Annotated in this window: 17 protein-coding genes; 6 read left to right on the forward strand and 11 right to left on the reverse strand. The window is 70.7% G+C overall.

All coding sequences use genetic code 11. The features are described 5' to 3' along the window. Positions 1-65: 65 nt before the first annotated feature. Positions 66-1,361 (reverse strand): threonine ammonia-lyase IlvA, encoded by a 1,296-nt coding sequence (ilvA, locus tag CHAN_RS08235; RefSeq protein WP_048744529.1) that lies wholly within the window; start codon positions 1,359-1,361, stop codon positions 66-68. Positions 1,362-1,525: 164 nt separating this feature from the next. Here ilvA and CHAN_RS08240 point away from each other — a divergent pair, with 164 nt between their 5' ends. Continuing rightward, complete coding sequence (locus CHAN_RS08240; RefSeq protein ID WP_290288509.1) at positions 1,526-2,203, forward strand: hypothetical protein; 678 nt, start codon at positions 1,526-1,528, stop codon at positions 2,201-2,203. A 305-nt stretch (positions 2,204-2,508) separates the two neighbouring features. Here CHAN_RS08240 and dnaE read toward each other — a convergent pair whose 3' ends face one another. Continuing rightward, positions 2,509-6,069: a DNA polymerase III subunit alpha gene (gene dnaE / locus CHAN_RS08245; RefSeq protein ID WP_048744533.1), complete on the reverse strand. Its 3,561-nt coding sequence runs from the start codon at positions 6,067-6,069 to the stop codon at positions 2,509-2,511. A gap of 232 nt (positions 6,070-6,301) precedes the next feature. Here dnaE and CHAN_RS08250 point away from each other — a divergent pair, with 232 nt between their 5' ends. From CHAN_RS08250 to CHAN_RS08260, 3 genes are all read left to right on the forward strand, one after another. Then, positions 6,302-6,466: a hypothetical protein gene (locus CHAN_RS08250; RefSeq protein WP_193388866.1), complete on the forward strand. Its 165-nt coding sequence runs from the start codon at positions 6,302-6,304 to the stop codon at positions 6,464-6,466. Positions 6,467-6,699: 233 nt separating this feature from the next. After that, complete coding sequence (locus CHAN_RS08255) at positions 6,700-7,908, forward strand: alanine racemase (RefSeq protein ID WP_290288518.1); 1,209 nt, start codon at positions 6,700-6,702, stop codon at positions 7,906-7,908. Beyond that, positions 7,905-9,239: a D-arabinono-1,4-lactone oxidase gene (locus CHAN_RS08260; protein ID WP_290288522.1), complete on the forward strand. Its 1,335-nt coding sequence runs from the start codon at positions 7,905-7,907 to the stop codon at positions 9,237-9,239. The genes CHAN_RS08255 and CHAN_RS08260 overlap by 4 nt, the downstream gene beginning before the upstream one ends. A gap of 24 nt (positions 9,240-9,263) precedes the next feature. Here CHAN_RS08260 and rarD read toward each other — a convergent pair whose 3' ends face one another. From rarD to lspA, 4 genes are read right to left on the reverse strand one after another with little or no spacing between them, the layout of a single operon-like run. Continuing rightward, complete coding sequence (rarD, locus tag CHAN_RS08265; protein WP_290288525.1) at positions 9,264-10,148, reverse strand: EamA family transporter RarD; 885 nt, start codon at positions 10,146-10,148, stop codon at positions 9,264-9,266. Next, on the reverse strand, positions 10,145-11,080 hold the full coding sequence (locus tag CHAN_RS08270; RefSeq protein WP_290288530.1) for a hypothetical protein: 936 nt from the start codon (positions 11,078-11,080) through the stop codon (positions 10,145-10,147). Before CHAN_RS08270 ends, rarD begins: the two co-directional genes overlap by 4 nt. After that, complete coding sequence (locus CHAN_RS08275) at positions 11,077-12,003, reverse strand: RluA family pseudouridine synthase (protein ID WP_048744679.1); 927 nt, start codon at positions 12,001-12,003, stop codon at positions 11,077-11,079. Before CHAN_RS08275 ends, CHAN_RS08270 begins: the two co-directional genes overlap by 4 nt. After that, positions 11,996-12,472 (reverse strand): signal peptidase II, encoded by a 477-nt coding sequence (gene lspA / locus CHAN_RS08280; protein WP_377748477.1) that lies wholly within the window; start codon positions 12,470-12,472, stop codon positions 11,996-11,998. The genes CHAN_RS08275 and lspA overlap by 8 nt, the downstream gene beginning before the upstream one ends. Positions 12,473-12,632: 160 nt before the next feature. On the opposite strand from lspA, the gene CHAN_RS08285 reads away from it, so the two are divergent. After that, the gene (locus CHAN_RS08285; RefSeq protein WP_290288537.1) at positions 12,633-13,535 is read left to right on the forward strand and encodes a hypothetical protein; all 903 of its coding nucleotides are present in this window, start codon (positions 12,633-12,635) and stop codon (positions 13,533-13,535) included. Positions 13,536-13,770: 235 nt separating this feature from the next. Here CHAN_RS08285 and CHAN_RS08290 read toward each other — a convergent pair whose 3' ends face one another. Further along, entirely contained in the window at positions 13,771-14,457 is a 687-nt protein-coding gene (locus CHAN_RS08290; protein WP_048744539.1) for a WKL family lipoprotein, read from the reverse strand. A gap of 124 nt (positions 14,458-14,581) precedes the next feature. On the opposite strand from CHAN_RS08290, the gene CHAN_RS08295 reads away from it, so the two are divergent. Further along, positions 14,582-15,526, forward strand: coding sequence for an asparaginase (locus tag CHAN_RS08295; protein ID WP_290288543.1), 945 nt, complete (start codon positions 14,582-14,584; stop codon positions 15,524-15,526). Positions 15,527-15,567: 41 nt separating this feature from the next. Here CHAN_RS08295 and CHAN_RS08300 read toward each other — a convergent pair whose 3' ends face one another. The 4 genes from CHAN_RS08300 to CHAN_RS08315 all read right to left on the reverse strand — a co-directional run bounded on the left by CHAN_RS08300 (position 15,568) and on the right by CHAN_RS08315 (position 22,629). Further along, positions 15,568-17,025: a DNA polymerase IV gene (locus tag CHAN_RS08300; protein WP_290288546.1), complete on the reverse strand. Its 1,458-nt coding sequence runs from the start codon at positions 17,023-17,025 to the stop codon at positions 15,568-15,570. Positions 17,026-17,054: 29 nt separating this feature from the next. After that, entirely contained in the window at positions 17,055-17,900 is an 846-nt protein-coding gene (locus CHAN_RS08305) for a DUF8548 family protein (protein ID WP_290288552.1), read from the reverse strand. Between the two features lie 137 nt (positions 17,901-18,037). Beyond that, on the reverse strand, positions 18,038-21,244 hold the full coding sequence (ileS, locus tag CHAN_RS08310) for an isoleucine--tRNA ligase (RefSeq protein WP_290288555.1): 3,207 nt from the start codon (positions 21,242-21,244) through the stop codon (positions 18,038-18,040). A gap of 389 nt (positions 21,245-21,633) precedes the next feature. After that, positions 21,634-22,629, reverse strand: a complete 996-nt coding sequence (locus tag CHAN_RS08315; protein ID WP_048744546.1) for a DivIVA domain-containing protein — start codon at positions 22,627-22,629, stop codon at positions 21,634-21,636. Between the last annotated feature and the right edge of the window lie 242 nt (positions 22,630-22,871).

Consider the following 22,871-nt stretch of genomic DNA (forward strand, 5'->3'; position numbering starts at 1 on the left):
GGGGCCAGTCGTCTCAAGTGCAAGCGCCAGCGTAACAGGCGATTCGGGGCGCCGCCAGACCCCGATCAGGTCAGGAAATCGTACTCCGGGGTGCCCGGCATCAGGCGCCGGCAATCCAGCGGCGAGGCGTCCATCCGGGCGACCAGCGCGTCGAGGTCGCCGGCGTTGCGCAACTCGATGCCGACCAGCGCCGCACCGGTCTCGCGGTTGTTGCGCTTGAGGTACTCGAACAGGGCGATGTCGTCGTCCGGGCCGAGGATCTCGTTGAGGAACATGCGCAGTTGGCCGGGCTTCTGCGGGAAATTGACCAGGAAGTAATGCTTCAGCCCGCGGTAGACCAGCGAGCGCTCCATGATCTCGGCGTAGCGCAGGACGTCGTTGTTGCCGCCGGAGATGATGCAGACGATGACCTCGCCCGGGCGGGGGTTGATCTGGTCGAGCGCGGCGACGGACAGCGCGCCCGCGGGCTCGGCGATGATGCCCTCGTTCTGGTACAGGTCGAGCTGCGCCACGCACACCGCGCCCTCGGGCGCGATGACCGTGTGGATGCGCGAGCGGTTGCGGTCGACGATGGAGTACGGCAGTTCGCCGAGCTTCTTCACCGCCGCGCCGTCGACGAAGGGGTCGACGGAGGGCAGCTCGACGGGCTCGTCGGCGGCCATCGCCGCGGTGAGGCAGGCGGCGCCGGCGGGCTCGACGGCGACCATCGCGGTGCGCGGCGACATGTCCGCGAAGTAGCTGGTCACGCCGGCGAGCAGGCCGCCGCCGCCGACGGGCACGCACACGGTGTCCGGGGTCAGGCCCTGGCCGGACAGCTGCGCGACGATCTCCGCGGCGACGGTGCCCTGGCCCACGATGGTGTTGAACGAGTCGAACGGCTCGATGATCGCCGCGCCGGAGGTCTGCGCGTCGGCGCGGGCGGCGGACGACGCCTCGTCGAAGCTGTCGCCGGTGACGATGATCTCCACCGCATCGCGGCCGTGGTACGCGATGCGGTCGCGCTTCTGCTTCGGCGTCTGGTTGGGCACGTAGATGCGGCCCTTCACGCCGAGGGTGCGGCAGGCGTAAGCGACGCCCTGCGCGTGGTTGCCGGCGGATGCGGCGACGACGCCGGCGGCGCGTTCCTCCTCGGTGAGCTGCACCATCGCGTTGTAGGCGCCGCGGATCTTGTACGACCGCACGTCCTGCAGGTCCTCGCGCTTGAGGAATACCTTCGCCCCCGTTTCCTCGCTCAGCCGCGGGCAGAACTGCAGCGGCGTCGCGGCGATGACCGACGAAATCCTGGCCTGGGCGGCCTGGATGTCCGCCGCATGGACGAGGCGGCGGGCGGTGTCGGTGGACGGCGCGGAAGAAGCGTTCATGGCCGTAGACGATACTCGCCCCCGCAACCGAAAGTGGAACGCGGGGTTCAAGGAGTGGGATCGGCTAGGAAGGCGACAGGGTAGGTTGCACGGAGGGCACGGCGATATGCACGAAAAGTACATTTCCCAATGAAATCGATCGCCCGAATGGGTACCGTGGGCGCATGAATTTGCACAGAGCTTTACGACGCCCCGCCGCCGCACTGCTCCTCGTGCCCCTCATGGCGGCCGCGGCGTGTTCGACGGGCGATGGCGGCGCGTCGGGTGCCGCGAATCCGGGCGCCCCCACCGCAACCGATGGCACGACCGGCGCACCCGCCGAACGCGGAGACGGAGCCGGCGGGGATGCATCCGGCAAGGACGGCGCCGGGCCGTCGCCAAGCGTCGACGACGACGGCAACCCGACCACCGGCGAAACCCCCGCCAAGCCGGTGACCGTCGACGCCGACGCCATCCAATTCAGCCTCGGCGGGACGCAGATGCTGTGCTGGTCCGACGCCGACGACGGCGGCGAGGACACCGTATTCGGCTGCCAGGCCAACGCGGCGTGGCCGGCGACCGAAGGCGACTCCCCCGCGTCGGTGCTGCTGTTCACCTACGCCGAAGACCGGGCGGGCGGGGCCGCGGGCGAGGGGAAGCGCGACGTCAAGGCCCTCCAGGCCAATGCGCCCGTCACCTCGTGGGAGATCCAGGGAGTGCGGTCCGGCAGCCGCTACCGCCTGGGCGACGCGATGATCGACCTGACCGGCCGCGAGCGCCTCACGTTCACCGTGCCGCTCGGCGATTCGGGCAAGACCGCGTCGGGGTGGGTGTCCGTCGACGATTACGGGTGGGAAAAGTAGCGGCAGCCGCTCCACGCCCCGCCGCATCACCCCGCTCCGCCACTCCGCCCCGTTCCGTCACCCCGCCCTGCTCCTCTCCCCCCCCGCCCTGCTCCCGCCCCCTCCCGCAGATGCGCCAGCTCCGTGCAGATGCGCCCGTTGCAACGGGCGCATCTGCACGGAGCTGGCGCATCTGGGGCGGAGGGCCGGAAAGGTCGGCGCTGGCCCGACTGGGAGGCGGAATCCACCCGCGGTTGCGGCGGAGCACCGGTTCCCGGCCTGCGGAGCGCCGGTGCCGGCCGACGGGTGGCTGACGCCCGGAACAACTACCCCAGGATCCCCGTGCCCATCGTCGCCTTGAGGTCCCCGTAGAGGCTGGCGGACTTGGTCACCCGCAGGTGCTCGCCGAGGACCATCAGCGTCGAATTGTTGCCCTCCACCAGATTCAGGTACACGTCCGAATCGCCCTTGTTGTTCACCAGCACGCTCTTGAGCTTCAGGATGTTCTCCGGCGTGCACTGATCCGTGCGCATGGTCAGGCGAATCGGGCTGCCCGAGCCGTTCAGCCCCAGGTCAGGGACCTTCAGGTCATCGCAGACAATGGACAGGCGGTCATCGCGGTACTGGACGCGGGCGCGCGCCAGCACGATCGCATCCTCCGCCACCATCGTGGACACCATGGCGTACGTGCGTGGGAAGGCGAGGATCTCCACCGTCGCGCCGTTGTGGTCTTCCAGGCCGATGATCGCCCACGGCAGGCCGTCCTTGTTCACGCGGCGGTCGACGCTGGAAATGATGCCGCCGATGACCACCTCGGTGCCGTGCGGCACTTCGCCGCCGACAATCGTCGTGATGGCGGTGTCGGTCTGCTGCGCCAGGGACTCCTCGAACCCGTCGAGCGGGTGGCCCGACACGTACAGGCCGAGCATCTCGCGCTCGAGGGCCAGCTCGTGCTTGCGCTCCCAGTTCTCCTCCGGGATCTTCACCTGGAAGACGTTCTCCGCCTCGTCGCCGGCCTCGTCCCCTCCGCCGAAGTCGGCGAACAGGTCGAATTGGCCCTTGTCGGCGGCCTTCTTCGTCGGCAGCGCGGCGTCGACCGCATCCTCGTGGATCAGCGCCAGACCCTTGCGGGGGTGGCCCATCGAGTCGAACGCGCCGCCCTTGATCAGCGACTCCGTCACGCGCTTCGAGCACGGCAGCGTGTCGATCTTGTCCAGGTAATCGGAGAAGTCCTTGAACGCGCCCTTTTCCTCGCGGGTCGCCACGATCGAATCGACGACGTCGCGGCCGACGTTGCGGATCGCGCCGAGGCCGAAGCGGATGTCCTCGCCCACCGACTGGAAGTTCATCGCCGACTCGTTCACGTCCGGCGACAGCACCCGGATGCCCAGGTGGCGGCAGTCCGACAGGTAGATCGCGGACTTGTCCTTGTTGTCCGACACCGACGTCAGCAGCGCGGCCATGTACTCGGCGGTGTAATTCGCCTTCAGGTAGGCGGTCCAGAAGGACACCAGGCCGTAACCGGCGGCATGCGACTTGTTGAACGCGTACCCGGCGAACGGCAGGATCGTGTCCCACAGCGTCTTGATCGCCGCGTCCGAGTAGCCGTTGGCCTTCATGCCGCCCTCGAAGTTGATGAACTCCTTCTCCAGCACCTCGGGCTTCTTCTTGCCCATGGCCTTGCGGAAGCCATCGGCCTGGCCGGCCGTGTAATTCGCCACCTTCTGCGAGATCCTCATGATCTGCTCCTGGTAGACGATCAGGCCGTAGGTTTCGGAGAGAATCTCCTGCAGCGGCTCCTCGAGCTCCGGATGGATGGGCACGATCGGCTTGACGCCGTTCTTGCGGTCCGCGTACTCCCAGTGGGCGTTGACGCCCATCGGGCCCGGGCGGTACAGCGCCAGGGCGGCCACGATGTCGTTGAACTCCGTCGGGCGCATGCGCTTGAGCAGTTCGCGCATGCCGCCGCCGTCGAGCTGGAAGACGCCGAGCGTGTCGCCGCGGGCCAGCAGCTCGTACGTCGGGCCGTCGACGACGTCGAGGGTGTCCAGGTCGATGTGCTCGCCGCGGTTGGACTTGACGTTTTCCAGGCAGTCGCCGATGACCGTCAGGTTGCGCAGGCCCAGGAAGTCCATCTTCAGCAGGCCGATGGCCTCGCACGCCGGGTAGTCCCAGCCGGTGATGATCGCCCCGTCGGCGGCGCGCTTCCACATGGGGATGTGATCGAGCAGCGGCACCGACGCCATGATCACCGCGCAGGCGTGGACGCCGGTCTGGCGGACCACGCCCTCCAGGCCGCGGGCGGTCTCGTAGATGCGGGCGACGTCGGCGTCGGTCTCGATGAGCTGGCGAACCTCCGCGGCCTCGCCGTAGCGCTCGTGCGACGGGTCGACGATGCCGCCGAGCGGGATGTCCTTCGCCATGATCGGCGGCGGCAGGGCCTTGGTGATGCGATCGGCGATCTGGTAGCCCGGCTGGCCGAACTGCACGCGCGCGGAGTCCTTGATGGCCTGCTTCGTCTTGACCGTGCCGAAGGTGACCACCTGCGCGACCTTGTCCTCGCCCCACTTGTCGGCGGCGTAGCGGATCATCTCGTCTCGGCGGCGGTCGTCGAAGTCGATGTCGATGTCGGGCGCGGACGGGCGCTCGGGGTTGAGGAATCGCTCGAACAGCAGGCCGTGCTCGATCGGGTCGATGTTGGTGATCCACGTGGCGTAGGCGACCAGCGAGCCGGCGGCCGACCCTCGGCCCGGCCCGACCTTGATGCCGATGTCGCGGGCGTGGGCGATGATGTCGGCGACGATGAGGAAGTAGGACGGGTAGCCCTTGCCGTCGATGACGTCGATTTCGTATTCGGCGCGGCGGATGTACTCCTCCGGCACCTCGGCGCCGTCGAAACGCTTTTTCAGCCCCTCCATCACCTGGTGCCGCAGCCACGTCGTCGGCGTCTCGCCCTCGGGGACGTCGGCCTTGGGCATGCGGTCGTGCGGGTGCTCTTCCCAGACTTCGTCGTAGTCGCCGACGCGCTCGGCGATGAGCAGCGTGTTGTCGCAGGCGTCGGGCACCAGGTGGTCCCAGGTTTCGCGCATTTCCGCGGCGGTCTTGATGTAGTAGCCGTCGCCGTCGAATTTGAAGCGGTCGGGGTCGTGCAGGGTCTTGCCGGTCTGCACGCACAGCATCGCCTCGTGCGCCTTCGCCTGGTCGCGGGTGACGTAGTGGCAGTCGTTGGTGACGACGGGCGGCAGGTTGAGCTTGCGGCCGATTTCCAGCAGCTCGGCACGCACCCGCGTTTCGATGTCGAGCCCGTGGTCCATGAGCTCGAGGAAGTAGTTGTCCTTGCCGTAGATGTCCTGCCACATGCCGGCCGCGGCCAGCGCCTCGTCGAACTGCCCGAGGCGCAGGCGGGTCTGCACGTCGCCGGAGGGGCAGCCGGTGGTGGCGATGATGCCCTCGGCCCGCTCGGCGATGATTTCGGCGTCCATGCGCGGGTACTTGCCCATCTGCCCCTCGTACGACGCCATCGACGACAGGTAGAAGAGGTTGTGCAGGCCCTGCACGTTTTCGGCGAGCATCGTCTGGTGCAGGTAGGAGCCGCGGCCGGAGACGTCGTCGCCCTTCTGGTGGGGGTCGCCCCAGGTGATGCGGTTCTTGTTGAAGCGGCTCTCCGGCGCCATGTACGCCTCGATGCCGATGATCGGCTTGATCCCCTTGGCCTTCATCTGCCGGTAGAAGGCGTTGGAGCCGAACATGTTGCCGTGGTCGGTGACTCCGACCGCCGGCATGCCCTGCCGGGAGACCTCGTCGGCCAGCAAGTCGATCTTCGCCATCCCGTCCAGCATCGAGTACTCGGTGTGGTTGTGGAGATGCACGAAGCTGGAATTGGCCATGGCTCCGGATTGTAGGCGGTGGCCCGGATGGCGGGCCAATGCGCGCGAAGTTAGAACCAAAAATAAGTCCTACCTGCATATATGCATGTCGATAGACGTGTGCAAGGTCACGTTACCAAAACTTTACAATCCGCCGACCCTTCCCCATACTTGAGCGCACCCTCACGTTTCACCTCAGGAACGTATCCGCCGGAAAGCTCCGGCCGGACAACCTCCAAGGAAAGGACACGCGATGTTCACTCCCCTGCCCGATGGCGTCTACACCCTCTTCCCCGCCCAGGCCCTGAACAACGCCATCGCCTCGATGGACCGCCGCCCGGTCGCGGCCGGCTACCTGGTCGACGGCGACGTCATCTCCTCGGAGACCGACGCCACGCGCTACAGCTGGCTGGTCTAAGCACAGCTGACCGGTCCGGGCCCGCGAGCGGCCCCGGCTTCCGGGCGCGCACCCGCATCACCTTCCGGTGGTGCGGTTTTTTGCTTTGCGACGCCCCCGGGCACCTCATCCACCGCACCCGACGCATGTCGCCGGCACGGAGCTGACGGCGTTGACCACCCGCGCTCCGGAGACGGCCGCGAGCTTGCCCGAATCGTCCGCGCCCGCCCTCGCCTGCGCGTAACCTTTCCCGCATGAACGCACCGGCCCTCCCCGTTTCCGAGCCCGTCCCCCGGTCGATCCGGGACGCGGTGGCCGACGAGCGGCTGCCCGCCCTCGTCGTCGATCTCGACGCCGTCGACGCCAACGCCGACGATCTGCTCCGCCGCGCCGGCGGCACGCCGATCCGGGTGGCGTCGAAGTCGCTGCGCATCCCGGAGCTGATCTCCCACGTGCTGGCCAAGCCCGGTTTCCAGGGCGTGCTGGCGTACACGTTGGCCGAAGCGCTGATGCTGTTTTCGGAGGGCATCAGCGACGACATCCTCGTCGCCTACCCCACCGCGGATGACGCCGCGCTGGCCGAACTCGCCGCCGACGCGGGGGCGCGCGCCGCCATCGCGATCATGGTCGACTCCGCGGAACAGCTGCCCGCCCTCGCCCGCCACGCCTCGGAGGATGCCCCGCTGCGGATCTGCCTCGACATCGACGCCTCGTGGGCGCCCGCGCCGGGCGTGCACATCGGCACGCTGCGCTCCCCCACCCATTCCCCGCGCCAGGCGGCGGACCTGGCGCGCGCCGTGGATTCCACGCCGGGGCTGCGCGTGGTCGGCGTGATGATGTACGAGGGCCACATCGCCGGAGTCGGCGACGCCGGCGCCGGCCCGCGCGCCACCGCCATCCGGATCATGCAGAAGCTGTCGCGCCGCGAGCTGGCCAAGCGCCGCGCCAGGGTCGTCGCCGCGGTCGAGCGGGCGGTGGGCCCGCTGGAGCTGGTCAACGGCGGCGGCACCGGTTCGCTGGAATCGACGTGCGCCGAACGCGCCGTCACCGAGGCGGCGGCCGGTTCCGGATTCGTCGCGCCGACTCTTTTCGACGGCTACCGCGCATTCACACTGCGGCCGGCCAGCTGGTTCGTCCTGCCCGTCGTCAGGCGCCCGAAGAAGGACACGGTCACCGTCGCCGGCGGCGGCCGCATCGCATCCGGACCGGCCGGCGGGGACCGCCTGCCCAGCCCCGTGCACCCCGCCGGGCTGACCTACGCGGCCGACGAAGGGCCGGGCGAAGTGCAGACGCCGCTGACCGGCGACGCCGCGCACACGCTTCGCATCGGCGACGCCGTGTGGTTCCGCCACGCGAAAGCCGGCGAAACCGCCGAGCACGCGAATGAAGCGGTCGTCGTCTCCGGCGGCGACATCGTCGGCCGCTGGGCCACCTACCGAGGAAAGGGACTGATCTACTCGTGAACGACAACAGGTGGAGCAATTGGGCCGGCACCCAGACATGCGTCCCGGGTGCCGTGCATCAGCCGGCGGATGCGGCCGAAGTCGGCCGCATCGTGCGGGAGGCGGCGGCGTCGGGCGGCACCGTGCGTCCGCTGGGCGCCGGGCATTCCTTCACCCCGGTCGCCGTCACCGACGGCCACCGGGTGCAGCTGGACAAGATGCGCGGATTCGTCGGGGCCGATCCCGACGCGGGCACGGTGACGCTGCGCGCCGGCACCCGCCTGCGCGACGTCCCCGGCATCCTGCGGCCGCGCGGCCTGGCGCTGGCCAACCAGGGCGACGTCGACCCGCAGGCGCTGGCCGGCGCGGTGTCCACCGGCACCCACGGCACCGGCCTGGGCTTCACGGGGTTCGCCGGGATGGTCCGGGGTTTCCGCGTCGTGGGCGCCGACGGCGAAGAGGTCCACGCATACGAGGGCGCCCCCGGCGTGGCGGGCGAGCTGTTCCGCCTGGCCCGGCTGGGCCTGGGCGCCTTCGGCGTGATCACCGAGCTGACGCTCGACGCGGTGCCTGCCTTCCGACTGTCCGCCGACGAGCACGCCGAGGACTTCGACGAGGTCCGCCGCACCTTCCCGGAGCGCGTCGCCGCCGTCGACCACATGGAGTTCTACTGGTTCCCCGGCACCGACCGGGCGCTGGTGAAGGAGAACACGCGCCTGCCGGGCATCGAGGACATGGCCTCCGCCAACGCCCCGGGGCTGCTGGGCCGGGCGGGCGAGTTCATCGCCGACGAGGTCATCAACAACGCCGGCCTGCTGGCCCTCTGCGAGATCGCCAGGACCGCGCCGACGCTGACGCGGAAGCTGAACGACTTCGCGTCGAAGACGGTGTCCACCCGCCGGTACGTCGACGAGGCCCACAAGGTCTTCGTCTCGCCGCGCCGCGTGCGCTTCGCCGAGATGGAGTACGCGATCCCGCTGGAGTCGCTGCCCGAGGTCCTCGACGAGGTGCGCCGCATCATCGACCGCCACCACGCGTGGGTGTCGTTCCCCCTGGAGATCCGCGCCGCCAAGGGCGATGACGTCGCCCTGTCCACCGCCTACGGGCGCGACAGCGCGTACATCGCGGCGCACCGCTACCACCGCGAGGATCACCGCCAGTACTTCGATCTGCTCGAGCCGATCTTCCTGGCCGCGGGCGGCCGCCCGCACTGGGGCAAGCTGCACACCCTGGGCGCCGAGCAGTTGCGCGAGCGCTACCCGCTTTTCGACGACGTCGCCGCGCTGCGCCGCCGGGTCGACCCGGAAGGCGTGTTCCTCAACGAGCACCTGCGGGAGCTCTTCGGGGCCTGACCGGCCGCGCGCCGTGCGGTGCGGTCAACCCTCCAACCGCTCGGCGCGCCGGCGCCGGCGGTTGCGCCGGTGGCGCAGCAGGAGGTCGGTGACGAACACCGCCACAGCCACCCAGATGATGACGTAACCCAGCCAGCGGGCGGGTTCGAGCTGCTCGCCGGCGATGAAGATGGCGATGCTCATCTGCATCATCGGCGTGATGTACTGCATCAGGCCGATGGTGGACAACGGGATCTTCTTGGCTCCGACGCCGAAGAGGAGCAGCGGCAGGGCCGTCGCAAGGCCGGAGGACGCCAGCAGCAGGGCGTGCCCGGTTCCCTCCGCCGTGAAGGTGCCGGTACCGCGCTCACCCAGGTCGACGAGGTACGCGATGGCCAGCGGCGCCATGATCAGCGACTCCGCCGTCAGCGACGCCGTCGCCGAGAGGCTGACGCGCTTCTTCAGCAGCCCGTAGAAACCGAAGCTGAACGCCAACAGCAGGGCGAGCACCGGGGGCCGGCCGACGCCGATGGTCAGGACGATCACCGCGACCGCCGCGATGCCGACGGACCACTTCTGCAGGAACGTCAGGCGCTCCTTGAGGAAGATGACGCCCAGCAGCACCGAGACCAGCGGGTTGATGAAGTAGCCCAGCGCGGCCTCGGCGATGTGGCCCGAGTTGACCGCGTAAACGTAGACGCCCCAGTTGACGGCGATGAAGGCCGCCGCGGCGGCGACGATGCCCCATGTGCGCGGGGACGCCCCGCGAAGTTCGCGCCACTTGCGCAGCGCGAGCAGGATCACGGCCATGACCGCGAGGGTCCACACGAACCGGTGGGCGAGGATCTCCACCGGGCCCGCGGGCTGCAGCAGCGGGAAGTACAGCGGGAACGCGCCCCACAGCAGATAAGCGAGAAATGCCTCGATCACGGCGCCCTCGTTCCGGGGGCGGGGGCGGGTGCCGGCGCGGGAGCGGGTGCGGCGCCCGCGGCGGGAGCCGGAGGCCGCGGCTGCGCGGGGGCGGGAGCGCCCACCCGGGCGGGAGCCGGAGCAGGGGCACCGACCGGTGCGGGGGCGCCAACCGGTGCGCCGACCGGTGCGGGGGCCGGAGCCGGTGCGGGGGCATCACCTCGGCCCGGCGCCGGAGCCGGAGCGGGGGCGCCGCCCGGCTCGGGCGGCGGCGCGGGCGCACCGTCCGGTTCCGGAACCGGCGCGGGCCCGGGATCGGGCAGCGGCAGCGGGCGCACGCCGAAGCGGCCGATGACCGCGTCGGCGGCCAACGCCTCCACCGCGGCGACGCCCGGGCGCCCCTCGATCGAGCGGAGCGCCCCGAGCGTGCCCCGAACCAGCAAGCCAGTCACGCCCGTCCCTCCGGTGCCCCGGGCAGCGGGGCCGGCGGAGCGCCCGAGCAGGGCCAATTCCCGTTCGATGATCGTGGCGCGCGTCTCTCCGGCCACCGGCTCGGGCAGGCTGCGCGAGACGATCTGCCCCACGTACATCGTCCCCACGCGCAGGCCGTCGAGCCCGGCTACCGCCGCGGCCGCGGTCGCGGCGTCGGCGGGCGGGTCGAAGGACACGAGCGCCCAGTGCAGGTCGGACGCGGCGGACGCCGAGCCATCGGCCAACGGCGGCGGAGTGAGCAGCGTCTTCGCCGCGCGCGCGGCGTATTCGGCGATGGGTTCGCCGGATTCGGCGCCGACCATGTCGCCGTTGACGTTCATGGGCCCGTGCACCCGGTTCGACCCCGCCATCAGGATCAGCGTGAGCGCCAGTCCGAGAGTGCAGACGATCGCGACGATCGCCGCGACGGGGCTGACCTCGCCGCGCTTCTTCTCGGGCTCGGGGGCGCGGTGGCGGCTCATTGGGCCCTCAACACGTCGAGGGCGTGCTGCAGGTCATCCGGGTACGGGCAGTCGATCTGCATCCACCGGCCATCGGCCGGGTGCCGGAATCCCACCGACACGGCGTGCAGCCACTGGCGGGTCAGGCCGAGCTTCTTCGACAGCGCCTCGTCGGCGCCGTACATCGGGTCGCCGCAGCACGGGTGGTTGAGCGCGGAAAAATGCACGCGGATCTGGTGGGTGCGGCCGGTCTCCAGGCCCACCTCCAGCAGCGTCGCCGGGGCGAAGGCCTCCAGCGTCTTGTAGTGCGTCACCGCGTGCTTGCCGTCGCGGCGCACCGCGAACCGCCACCCGGCCGACGGGTGCCGGCCGATCGCGGCGTCGATGGTGCCCGACGACGGGTCGGGGTGCCCCTGCACCAGCGCGTGGTACGTCTTGGTCACCTCGCGGTTCTTGAACGCCCGCTTGAGCACCGAGTACCCGCGCTCCGAGCAGGCCACCACCATCACGCCGGAGGTGCCCACGTCGAGCCTCTGCACGATGCCCTGGCGCTCGGGCGGGCCGGACGTCGAAATGCGGAACCCGGCCGCCGCCAGCCCGCCGATGACCGTCGGACCGGTCCAGCCGACGGACGGGTGCGCGGCGACGCCGACCGGCTTGTGCACGGCCACCAGATCGCTGTCGTGGTAGAGCACGTCCATGCCCTCGACGAGCTCTTCCTTGGGCATCAGGGGCGCCTGCACCTCGGGCAACAGCACCGACAGCCAGGCGTCCTCGTGCAGGCGGTCGGACTTGCCCACGGTCACGCCGTCGACCTGCACGTCGCCGGCCTCGGCCAGCTCGGCCGCCGCCGTGCGCGACAGCCCCAGAAGCTTGGCCAGCCCCGCGTCGACGCGCATGCCGGCCAGCCCCGGCGGCACGGGCATCTGCCTCGTCTCACGCATCGCGGTCACGCTCCCCCGTCATCTCGTCGACGTCGGAGGAGAACATGATCCACCCCGCCAACATGATCACGCCGACGGTGATCGCCGCATCGGCGAGGTTGAACACGGCGAAGCCGCGCACCGACAGGAAGTCGACGACGTGCCCGAAGTAGAACGACGGATCGCGGAACAGCCGGTCGATGAGGTTGCCGGCCGCACCGCCCGCGATGAGCCCCGCCGAGACCACGGGCCACGGGGTGCGCAGCCACTTGGATCCGGCGGCCACCGCGACGATGAATCCGATCTGGATGGTCGTGAACAGCCACGTCGACCCGGTGCCCATGGAAAACGCGGCGCCCGGGTTGCGCAGCAGGGTCAGCTGGAACCAGTCGCCGAGGATGTTCACCGGCGGTTGCCCCTCCAGCGCGTCGACGGCGACGACCTTGCTGACCTGGTCGATCACGGCCACGAGCAGGACGGTCGCCGCCAGCAGCCCGCGCTTGGGGCGCAGGGTGGCCCACCGCCGGGCGGGGGCGCGGTCGGGCGGGGAATTCGTCTCTGATCCTGTGGAGGGGGAATTGGTCACGCGCCCATCATCTCCCATGTCCCCCGTTCGGGGCCAACGGCCCTGCGACGGTAGCCTGGGCCAGGTGAAGATGCGTCGCCTTGCCCCCATGTTGCTCGCCGCCGGCCTGGTCCTGTCGGGCTGCGGCTCCGATCCCGCCCCCGAGACCGCCCCGGTTCCCCTCGAGCCCGCGAAGGTGACCCTGGTCGATGCGGGCCAGGGCACGTCCGACGTCGTCGCGTGGTCGGACGGCGGCAAGGAGCAGAAGACGTCGATCATCGTCACCCAGGGCTTCACCCAGAAGGCCGAGGGCCCGCGGGCGGACGGCTCCGCGGACACGACCACGCCGGACACCCGCCTGGAAATGCCGGTGACGGTGTCCACCTCGGGCTCCGGCGCGGACCGCGCCGCGGAGGCGAAGGTGGGCGTCCCCTTCGGCTCCAACGCCGCGCTCAACGACGACATCGCCACCGCCGAGGGCTTCGTGGCCAAGTGGAAGGCCGACGCCACCGGCCGCATGGCGGATCTGGAGGTCGGCGCCCCGGAAGACGCGACCGACACCGCCCGCGCGGGCACCGAGGCGGCGCTGCTGCAGTGGGCGCGCCTGCCCATCGTCTTCCCGGCCGAGCCGATCGCGGCGGGCGCGGTGTGGAAGGTCGACGCCCACCTCGGCGGCGATTCCTCCCTCACCCAGACGCTGACCTACACGCTGCGGTCCCGCGAGGGCGACCGCGTCGAGCTCGGCGTCGTCGTCGACCAGACCCCCACCGTCACGGAGCTCGATTCCGGCGAGGGCGTGACCCTGCGCGTGGTCGAATCCAGCACGGAGACGCGGTCCGGGAACCTGACCATCGACCTCGATTCGCCGCTGCCGACGGCCGGCCTCATCGACTACGTCACCACGGTGACCTACGGCGACGGCGAGGACGCCGATTCCGGCACCCGCATCGTCCAGCAGACGCACCGCGCCGTGCAGTTCGGCAAGTAGGCGTCCCGGGCGCCGCACGAGTGGGACGAAGCCGGGCCGGACGAGCCGACGCAAGCAGAGACCGGCCGAACGCGCGGGAGGGCCCCGCATCCCATCGGGGATGCGGGGCCCTCTCCCATTCGCGGTGCTTTCGCGTGCGCAGGACTCCGCGTCTGCCTTCCTTTGCGTCCGCCTTGCTTTGCGACGCCCGCGGTCCAGCCCTTCCGGCCGGAACCCGACGGCGCCGCGGAGCCGGTCAGCCCGGCTGGCCCTCCGGAGCCGGGGGCGCCGGCGGGGCCTCGGGGGCCGGGGCGTCGGCCGGCGGGGCCGGAGGAGCCGGGGGCGCCGGCGGGGCTTCGGGGGCCGGCGGCGCGGGCTCGGCGGGCGGGGCGTCCGGCGCGGCCGGAGCACCCTCGGCCGGCGGCGGCGGGGGCTGGACGCCCTGCGGCAGGCACATCGGCGGCACCTGGTCCGGGGCGACGTTCTTCACCAGCTCACACGCCCACGTCCGCGACAGCTTCCACTTGCCGTCGACGTTGCGGAACTCCACGCTCTCGATCAGCTGCGGCGGCTGCTCCGGCAGGATGAAGTTGACGCCGGCCAGCACGGAATCGGGCGTGTAGCCCGGCAGAACCGGCTCGACGACCTCGAGGGTGGCCCCCGACTCCTGCTTGGAGCGGGTCATCACGTCGAAAAGCTCCGCGGCCTCCTCGCCGTTCTCGACCGTCTGCGCCTTCTCCTCGACGGGCAGGTTCGGGTCGGTCGCGCGGGCCAGGATGTCGTTGAGCTCCATGGCCGTGGGGAACGCCGCGACTTCGGAAGCCGACGTCGTGGGGGTCGTGCTGGACTCTTCGGTGCCCTTGCCATCATCGCCGCACGCCGCAAGCGTCAGTGCGGTGGCGCCCGCGACCAGGGTCGCGGTCAGACTGCGGTGGAACTTCATTTCACTCCTCATCGGGCCCGGGCTGCGGCGGTGAGCCGGCCCCGGGGTCCTTTGGCGGTGGTTGCCGGTTGATCGGTACGCCCGGCGATTCTACACCCGACCGCACCTCCGTAGAGTGGTGCGCATGTCCGACACCGATGCCGCACCCGCCCGCCTCGTCGTCCTGACCACCGGCGGAACGATCGCCTGCACCAGCGACCGACAGGGCCATCTGCTGCCCACCCTGGACGGGGAATCCCTCGTCCGGCCGATCGCCGACCGATTCCCCTCCGGTTCCGTCGACGTCGAGGTCCGCGAGATCGCCCACATCGACTCCGCCTCCATGACCCTGGCGGAGGTCGACGAGCTCAACGCCGTCATCCACGAGATCCTCGCAGACCCCGGCGTCGACGGGATCGTGGTCACCCACGGCACCGACTCGATGGAGGAGACCGCGATGGCCGTGGACGTCTTCCTCGACGACCAGCGCCCGGTGGTGTTCACCGGCGCCCAGAAGCCCGCCGATCACCCGGAGGCCGACGGGCCGAACAACCTCTTCGAGGCGATGGTCGTGGCCATGGACGCCTCGGCCCGCGGCATCGGCGCGCTCATCGTCTTCGGCCACGCGGTGCTGCCCGTGCGCGGCGCCGTGAAGTGGCACACCACCGACGAGCTCGGATTCGCCACCAACGCCCCGGAGGACCCGGTGCGCCCGGCCGCCCTGCCCCTGAAGGAGCTGGCCGACGTCCGCGTCGACATCGTCCCCGCCCACGCGGGTGCCGACGGCGCGTTCGTCGACGCCGCGATCGACGCCGGGGCTCGGGGTCTGGTCGTGGAGGGCATGGGCGCCGGCAACGTCGGCACCGCGATGGCCGCGGCGATCGGCCGGGCGATCGAGGCCGACATCCCCGTCGTCATGTGCACCCGCGTGCCCCGCGGCGACGTCCACGGCACCTACGGCGGCGTCGGGGGCGGCGCGACCCTGGCGGCGCGCGGCGTCGTCGGCGCGGGCTGCGTCCACGCCCCGCAGGCGCGCATCATCCTCGCCGCCGCCATCGCCGCCGGCGTGCACCCCCAGACGTTGTTCTAGGCGCGTGCACCCCCGGACTCCGTTCCAGGCTTCGGGCCCGTCTAGGCGTCGGGCCCCGGCGGGCGCGGCGCACCCGGCGGGTCCGACTTCGGCGGCTGGTCCGCCCATTCGGCGGCGTCGTCGTGCTCCGAGAACCAATCCTCCCAGTCGAGGCTGCACAGCGGCGAGCATTCCCGCAGGTCCGGATCGTTTTCATCGAGGCTGATGCCGCGCCCCGGCCCCGTCGACCGCGATTCGAACCGCACCGACACCACGCCGTGGCCCGACCCCTGCACCCACCCGTGGCCGTACTCGGGGTGGTGGACGTCGGAGGTCGGCGCCCACTTCGAATCCGAGGCGCGGAACGTCGGCAACGTGCCGTCGCCGGTCAGCTCGACCAGGCCGGCGGGCATGTCCGCCAACCCCGGCACGGCGTCCTCCACGATCTGGCCGCGATCCAGCTCGGGGAACAGCACCTCCTGCATCGTCGCGTCGAGCCCGGACAGCCCCACGCCGACCAGCCGCACGGGGCCGATCGACGCGGGGTCGAACGCCAGCCGGTGGGCCACCGACAGCAGCGTCTCCGCGTCCTGGGTGGCGTAGGGCAACGTCTCGGACCGCGTGTGCAGGCTCAGATCGGCGAGCCGGACCTTGACGGTGATCGTGCGCGCGCCGCGGCCGTCGGAAAGCAGCCGGCCGTGCGATTTCCGCCCGGCGCGCTCGATGGCCGAATGCATCTGCGCCGTCGATTCCAGGTCGCGCGGGTACGTGTACTCGGCCGAGATGGACTTCGCGATGTCCCGTTCCTTCACCGGCCGATCGTCGATCCCGCGCGCCAGCAGCTGCAGCGCCGGCCCGACGGTGCGGCCCAGGGTGATCTCGACGTCGCGGGGTTCCAGCGCGGCGAAATCCGCGATGGTTTCCACGCCCTGCGCCTTCAGCTTGGCTTCGGTCACCGGGCCGACGCCCCAGAGCTTTCCGACGGGCAGCGGGTCGAGCAATTCATGCTGCCGCGATTTTTCGATGATGTACACGCCATCGGGTTTCGCCAGCCCGGAGCCGATCTTGGCGAACTGCTTGCCAGGACCCGCGCCGATGGACGAGGGCAGACCCGTCTCGGCGCGGATGTCGGCGCGCAGCCGCTGGGCCCACTCCTCCACCGTCGCGGCGTCGGCGCCGGCCAGCTCGGCGGGCTCCATGAACGCCTCGTCGACGCTGAGCTGCTCCACCACGGGCACGCGCTCGCGGATGACGGAAAACACCCGCCGGGACACCGGGCCGTAGATGCCCTTCCGCGGGCCGACGACCACGGCGCCCGGCGGCATGAGTCGGCGGGCCTGCATCATCGGCATGGCCGAATGGGCGCCGTGGGCGCGCGCCTCATAGGAGCACCCCGCGACCACCCCGCGGCCGGAAACGCCCCCGACCAGGACCGGCCTGCCCCGCAGCGTCGGCCGGGTCAACTGTTCGACGGACGCGTAGAACGCGTCCATGTCGATGTGCAGGACCCAGCGATGCATGACTGCCCAGCATAGGGGGCGGCCACCGCTCAGGCGGCGTCGGCCTCCCCGCCTGCGGCGGCCACCTCACCGCCTGCGGCGTCGGTCACCCGATCCACGGTAGCCACCTCACCAGTCGAGCCGGCCGCCTCTCCGTCCGCCGCCGCGCCTTTCCTCTTCGGCCGCACATGCGACCGCGCGGCCAGCAGCGACAGCGCGTACTCGACGGCCACCGGCGGCACGTCCATGGCATCGGCCACGCCCAGGATCACGTCCTTGGCCCACGACGCCGGCACCGCCCTGCCCAAACCCAGGAAACGCAGCACGCGCGCCCCCGGGTCCAGCACGTCGGAGCCCGCGAGCAGGCGCAGATGGCAGAACGAGGTCTCCCCCAGCCCGTGGACCCCCAACCACTCGTTGCGCAACGCGATCGGGCTGATGCGCAGGCGCCGGCGGAAGCTCTCCAGGCCGACGATGCCGGCGTCGTCGAGGACCGTGGCGGCCTCCTCCGCGATGATGGTCTTCAACCTGCCCGCGATGCGGTTGCGGGGGAACACGGGCCGGCGCGCCCCGGGTTCGCCCTCCACGACGCGGACCGGCCCCGCCCCGGTCAGCCCGGGCAGATTGCGCAGCGCCACGGCCAGATCCCACGCCGTGACCGCGGCGATGCCCTCCTCCACCTGCCAATGCCGCCACCGATCGACGACGCGGTCGACGTCGACGCTGCGGGCGCGGACCGAAAACACCGCGTCGATGACGCATTCGGCGATGTCCGCCCGCCGCGCCCACGTCCAGGGCCAGTTCTTCCCCGGCCCGAACTCCTCCCCGAGCAACCTCGCCACCGCGTCGACGGTGCCCAGGTACTCGACCTCCTCCAGCTTCGGAGCGTCCTCCATCCCCCGATTCCCCCTCATGATCCGCGGGGCCGGCCCGTCCGGCGCCCGATGACCCGAACGCTACGGCCACCGCCTCCCGCATGCTGCGCGGGAGGCGGTGGCCGTGGGGCGATTGTGGATCGATCGGGTGCCGTGGACTACTCCGCTGAAGCCTTGGCGACGTCGGCGGTGCAGCCGTCGCCCAGATCATGGGCCAGGGCGCCGCCGTCGACGGTCACCTCGAAGGACGTCGCCAGCACCTCGCCGGCGATGAGGTCCCTGTGGCGCTCCGCCCACTCGGCGCGCTCGGCGGGAACGGCCATGGTCACCGAGATCCGGTCGGTGATCTCCAGGCCGGATGCCTTGCGGGCGTCCTGCAGGCCGCGGATCCGGTCGGCGGCCCAACCGCGGGCCTCCAGCTCCTCGGTGACGGTCATGTCCAGCACGACCAGGCCGTCCACGCCGTCGACCTCGGCGGTGGACTCGGCGTTCTCCGCCACCAGTCGGCGGGTGTACTCGCCCTCCTCCAGGGCGATGCCGCCGGCGACGACCGTGCCGTCGACGACCTCGTAGTCGCCGGACTTCACGGCCTTGATGACCTTCTGCACGTCCTTGCCCAGGCGCGGGCCCGCGGCGCGGGCGTTGACGGCGACCTCGAAGCGGCCGACGGACGCGACGTCCTCGGTCAGCTCCACGTCGTCGACGTTGACCTCGTCGCGGATGATGTCCTTGAACGGCTCCAGCGCGTCCGCGTCCGGGATGGCCACGGTCAGCTTCGGCAGCGGCAGGCGGTTGCGCAGCTGGTGGGCCTTGCGCACGCGAGACGACGCCGAGCACACCGCACGGACGTCGTCCATTGCCGCGACGAGCGCGTCGTCGTCGGAAAGCTCGTCCGCGGACGGCCACGGGGCCAGGTGCACCGAACGGCCGCCGGTCAGCGACTTCCAGATCACCTCGGTCGCCATCGGCAGCATCGGCGCGGCCAGGCGGGTGAGGGTCTCCAGCACCGTGTACAGGGTGTTGAAGGCCTCGGGGTGCTCCTCGTCGCCCGCCCAGAAGCGATCGCGGGAACGGCGGACGTACCAGTTGGTCAGCGCGTCGCAGAACCAGCGGATCTCGTCGGTGGCGCCGGCGATGTCGGTGTCGTCCAGCTTGGCGGTCGTCGCCTTCACCGTCGCCGCGAGCTTCGCCAGGATGTAGCGGTCCAGCACGTTGTCCGAATCCGTCGCGTGCTCGGCCGGCTTGGAGGCGTAGAGCTGCAGGAACGAGTACGCGTTCCACATCGGAAGCAGCGCCTGGCGCACGCCGTCGCGGATGCCCTGCTCGGTGACCACCAGGTTGCCGCCGCGCAGGATCGGCGAGGACATGAGGAACCAGCGCATGGCGTCGGAGCCGTCGCGCTTGAAGACCTCGTTGACGTTCGGGTAGTTGCCCTTGGACTTGGACATCTTCAGGCCGTCGTTGCCCAGCACGATGCCGTGGGCGACGACCTTCTTGAACGCCGGGCGGTCGAACAGCGCCGTCGACAGCACGTGGAGGGTGTAGAACCAGCCGCGGGTCTGGCCCGAGTACTCGACGATGAAGTCCGCCGGCGAGTGGGCGTCGAACCATTCCTTGTTCTCGAACGGGTAGTGCTTCTGCGCGAAGGGCATGGAGCCGGACTCGAACCAGCAGTCCAGGACCTCCGGCACGCGGCGCATCATCGACTTGCCGGTCGGGTCATCCGGGTTCGGGCGGACCAGCTCGTCGATGTCGGGGCGGTGCAGCGACTTGGGGCGCTCGCCGAAGTCGCGCTCCAGCTCCTCCAGGGAGCCGTAGACGTCGACGCGCGGGTACTCCTCGTTGTCCGACACCCACACCGGGATGGGCGAGCCCCAGTAGCGCGAGCGCGAGATGTTCCAGTCGCGCGCGCCCTCGAGCCACTTGCCGAACTGCCCGTCGCGCATGTGCTCCGGCATCCACTCGATCTGCTCGCGGTTGAGCTCGACCATGCGGTCGCGGAACTTGGTCACGGCGACGAACCACGACGGCAGCGCCATGTAGATCAGCGGCTCGCCGGAGCGCCACGAGTGCGGGTAGGAGTGCTCGATGGTCTGGTGGCGCACCACGCGGCCCGCGCCCTTGAGGTCGCGGATGATGTCCTTGTTGGCATCGAAGACCAGCTGGCCCTCGTACGGCGGCGTCAAGGACGTGAACTTGCCGTCCATGTCGACAGGGATGACCAGCTCGATGCCGTAGCGGCTGCAGGTGTTCATGTCGTCCTCGCCAAAGGCGGGGGCCTGGTGGACGATGCCGGTGCCGTCCTCGGTGGTGACGTAATCGGCCACGAGCACCTGGAACGCATTGGGCTGATCGGCGAAGAAGTCGAAGATCGGCCGGTACGTCAGGCCCTCCAGCTGCGCGCCGGTGTAGGTCGCCACGACCTCGCGGTCCTTGCCCAGCTCCTTGGCGAACGACGCGACCAGGTTCGATGCCAGCAGGAAGGTGCGCCCGGCGAACTCCGCCAGGCCCTTCTCCCCCACGCGGACCAGCGAGTACTCGACCTCGGGGTGCACCGCCAGCGCCAGGTTCGACGGCAGGGTCCACGGGGTGGTCGTCCAGGCAAGGGCGGCGGAGTCGGAAAGCTCGGGATGCTCCGCCAGCGTCGCCTCGGCGGCGGAGCCGGCGACGGCGCCGGTGACCGGGAAAGTGACCGTCAGGGTCGGGTCCTGGCGCATCTTGTACGAGTCGTCCAGGCGGGTCTCGTGGTTGGACAGCGACGTGTGCTCGGCCCACGAGTACGGCAGGACGCGGAAGCCCTGGTAGATCAGCCCCTTGTCGTAGAGCTCCTTGAACGCCCACATGACGGACTCCATGAAGCCGGGGTCCATGGTCTTGTAGCCGTTGTCGAAGTCGACCCAGCGGGCCTGGCGGGTGACGTAGTCCTGCCACTCGTTGGTGTACTCGAGCACCGACGTGGCGCAGTACTCGTTGAACTTGGCCAAGCCCATGTCCTCGATCTGGCCCTTGTCGGTGATGCCCAGCTGCTTTTCTGCCTCCAGCTCCGCGGGCAGGCCGTGGCAGTCCCAGCCGAAGACGCGGTTGACCTGCTTGCCGCGCATGGTCTGGTAGCGCGGGACGATGTCCTTGACGTAGCCGGTCAGCAGGTGACCGTAGTGCGGCAGGCCGTTGGCGAACGGCGGGCCGTCGTAGAATACGTACTCCTCGTCGCCGTCGCGCTCGTCGATCGACGCCTGGAAAGTCTGGTCGGCGGCCCAGAAGTCGAGGACTCGATCTTCCAGGGCCGGGAAGCTGGGGCTGCCCGAGACGTCGCCGAACTGGTCGGTGCGCGGGTAGGCGCCGCCTGCGGGGGTGGGCTTGTTCACGTGGGTCCTCCGTGGGTCGACTGGCCCCCGGCCGGAACCGGGGAAAGTGCCACGGGGACGCCTGTCGGCGCGGTACCACCCCGCTTGACCGCGTCCCTTCCGAAGGAAAGGCGCGCGGCCCGCTCATCATCCGGGCTGTGCGGGCCCGACCCGTCCGGTTCTACTGGGCGTCCGCCGCATGGGCGGCGGGCGCCGTTCTTCCGGAACGCTCCCCGGTGATTGCCGGATCACTGCGCATGTTCTGGATCAGTATAGACCGGGCGCCGCGCATCGGCGAAGCGCCCGTCCCCGGCCCCGCGTGGTGCGGGGCCGGGGCGGGCGCTCCCGGTCCGGCCGGCTTTGCGACGGGCGGCGCGGCGGTTGAGCCGCGGGCCCGCCGGGTGCGGCCGCTAGTTGTTGTAGCCGTCCGCCGGAGCGGCGGTCTCGCGGGAGTTGAGCTCCTCCAGCTGGGATTCCAGGAAGGTCTTGAGGCGGGTGCGGTACTCGCGCTCGAAGATGTGCAGCTCCTCGATGCGGGCTTCCAGCGCCTGCTGCTGCTGCTTCACCGTGGTCATGATCTCGGTGTGCTTGCGCTCGGCGTCGGCCTGCAGCTCCGCCGCCTTGTCGCGGGCGGTGGTGATGGTCGCGGTGGAGCGGGCGTCGGCGTCGGCGATCATCTGCTCGCTGCGCTGGCGGGCGTCGGTGAGGGTCTTCTCGGACTCCGACTTGGCGTCGGCGATCATCTGCTCGGAACGGCGGCGGGCGTCGGTGAGGGTCTCGTCGGCCTCGCGGCGGGCCTTGGTCAGGGTCTCCTGCGAGCGGGCGTCGGCGTCGGCGACGGTGCTCTCCGCGTTGTTGCGGGCCAGCGACAGCATCTCGTCGGACTCGCGCTTGGCGTCCGCGGTGAGGCGGTCGGCCATCTCCTGGGCCAGGCCCAGGACGCGGGCGGCCTGCATGTGGGTGTCGGCGGTGGCGGAGTCGGCGTCCGGCATGCCGGCGAAGCCCTGCTGCTGACCGCCGGCCTGGGCGCGGGACTCGGCGGCGGCGGCGCGGTCCTCGGCCTCGCGGACCCGGTCCTCGGCCTCGGCGCGCAGGCGGGAGGCCTGCTCGTCCAGGCGGCGGTCGTACTCGGCCCGGAGCTCGGCCTCGATGGACGCGCGCAGCGAGTCCTCGTCGACGCCGGAGGGGACGGACACGGGAGCGGAGGCGCCGGAACGGGCGTCCTCCAGGTCGCGCTCCAGGTCCTCGACGCGCAGACGCAGGTCGGCGTTTTCGTCCTGGAGCTCGCCCAGCGCGTCCTCGACGAGGTCGAGGAACTGGTCGACCTCGTCCTCGTTGTAGCCGCGCTTGCCAATCGGCGGCTTGCTGAACGCGACGTTGTGCACATCAGCTGGAGTCAGCGGCATGGAGAGTTCCCCTTCAAAATTTGTGGACCGGTATTGTCACGGGACGCTCCCCGCCGGTGATGGCCGGGAACCCGCGCGTCGGGGACCGGGCTACCGCCGTTGCGGGCGGAAGAACGCGATCCTCGAACGACGATACTTGTTTCTTCCCGGCCCATAGTACCGACATCACACCTGCAACACACGTCCAGTGCATCCCGAAAACCCCAGGATGCACCGGAGTAAGGTTCGTTCACACGCACCAC

The sequence above is a fragment of the Corynebacterium hansenii genome (genome assembly GCF_030408795.1).
Classification (GTDB): domain Bacteria; phylum Actinomycetota; class Actinomycetes; order Mycobacteriales; family Mycobacteriaceae; genus Corynebacterium; species Corynebacterium hansenii.

Bases quoted from the DNA above. Each gene is read 5' to 3' on its own strand.
- ilvA (WP_048744529.1), bottom strand. From the start codon at position 1,361: ATGAACGCTTCTTCCGCGCCGTCCACCGACACCGCCCGCCGCCTCGTC.
- CHAN_RS08240 (WP_290288509.1), top strand. From the start codon at position 1,526: ATGAATTTGCACAGAGCTTTACGACGCCCCGCCGCCGCACTGCTCCTC.
- dnaE (WP_048744533.1), bottom strand. From the start codon at position 6,069: ATGGCCAATTCCAGCTTCGTGCATCTCCACAACCACACCGAGTACTCG.
- CHAN_RS08250 (WP_193388866.1), top strand. From the start codon at position 6,302: ATGTTCACTCCCCTGCCCGATGGCGTCTACACCCTCTTCCCCGCCCAG.
- CHAN_RS08255 (WP_290288518.1), top strand. From the start codon at position 6,700: ATGAACGCACCGGCCCTCCCCGTTTCCGAGCCCGTCCCCCGGTCGATC.
- CHAN_RS08270 (WP_290288530.1), bottom strand. From the start codon at position 11,080: ATGAGCCGCCACCGCGCCCCCGAGCCCGAGAAGAAGCGCGGCGAGGTC.
- CHAN_RS08275 (WP_048744679.1), bottom strand. From the start codon at position 12,003: ATGCGTGAGACGAGGCAGATGCCCGTGCCGCCGGGGCTGGCCGGCATG.
- CHAN_RS08290 (WP_048744539.1), bottom strand. From the start codon at position 14,457: ATGAAGTTCCACCGCAGTCTGACCGCGACCCTGGTCGCGGGCGCCACC.
- CHAN_RS08295 (WP_290288543.1), top strand. From the start codon at position 14,582: ATGTCCGACACCGATGCCGCACCCGCCCGCCTCGTCGTCCTGACCACC.
- CHAN_RS08300 (WP_290288546.1), bottom strand. From the start codon at position 17,025: ATGCATCGCTGGGTCCTGCACATCGACATGGACGCGTTCTACGCGTCC.
- CHAN_RS08305 (WP_290288552.1), bottom strand. From the start codon at position 17,900: ATGGAGGACGCTCCGAAGCTGGAGGAGGTCGAGTACCTGGGCACCGTC.
- CHAN_RS08315 (WP_048744546.1), bottom strand. From the start codon at position 22,629: ATGCCGCTGACTCCAGCTGATGTGCACAACGTCGCGTTCAGCAAGCCG.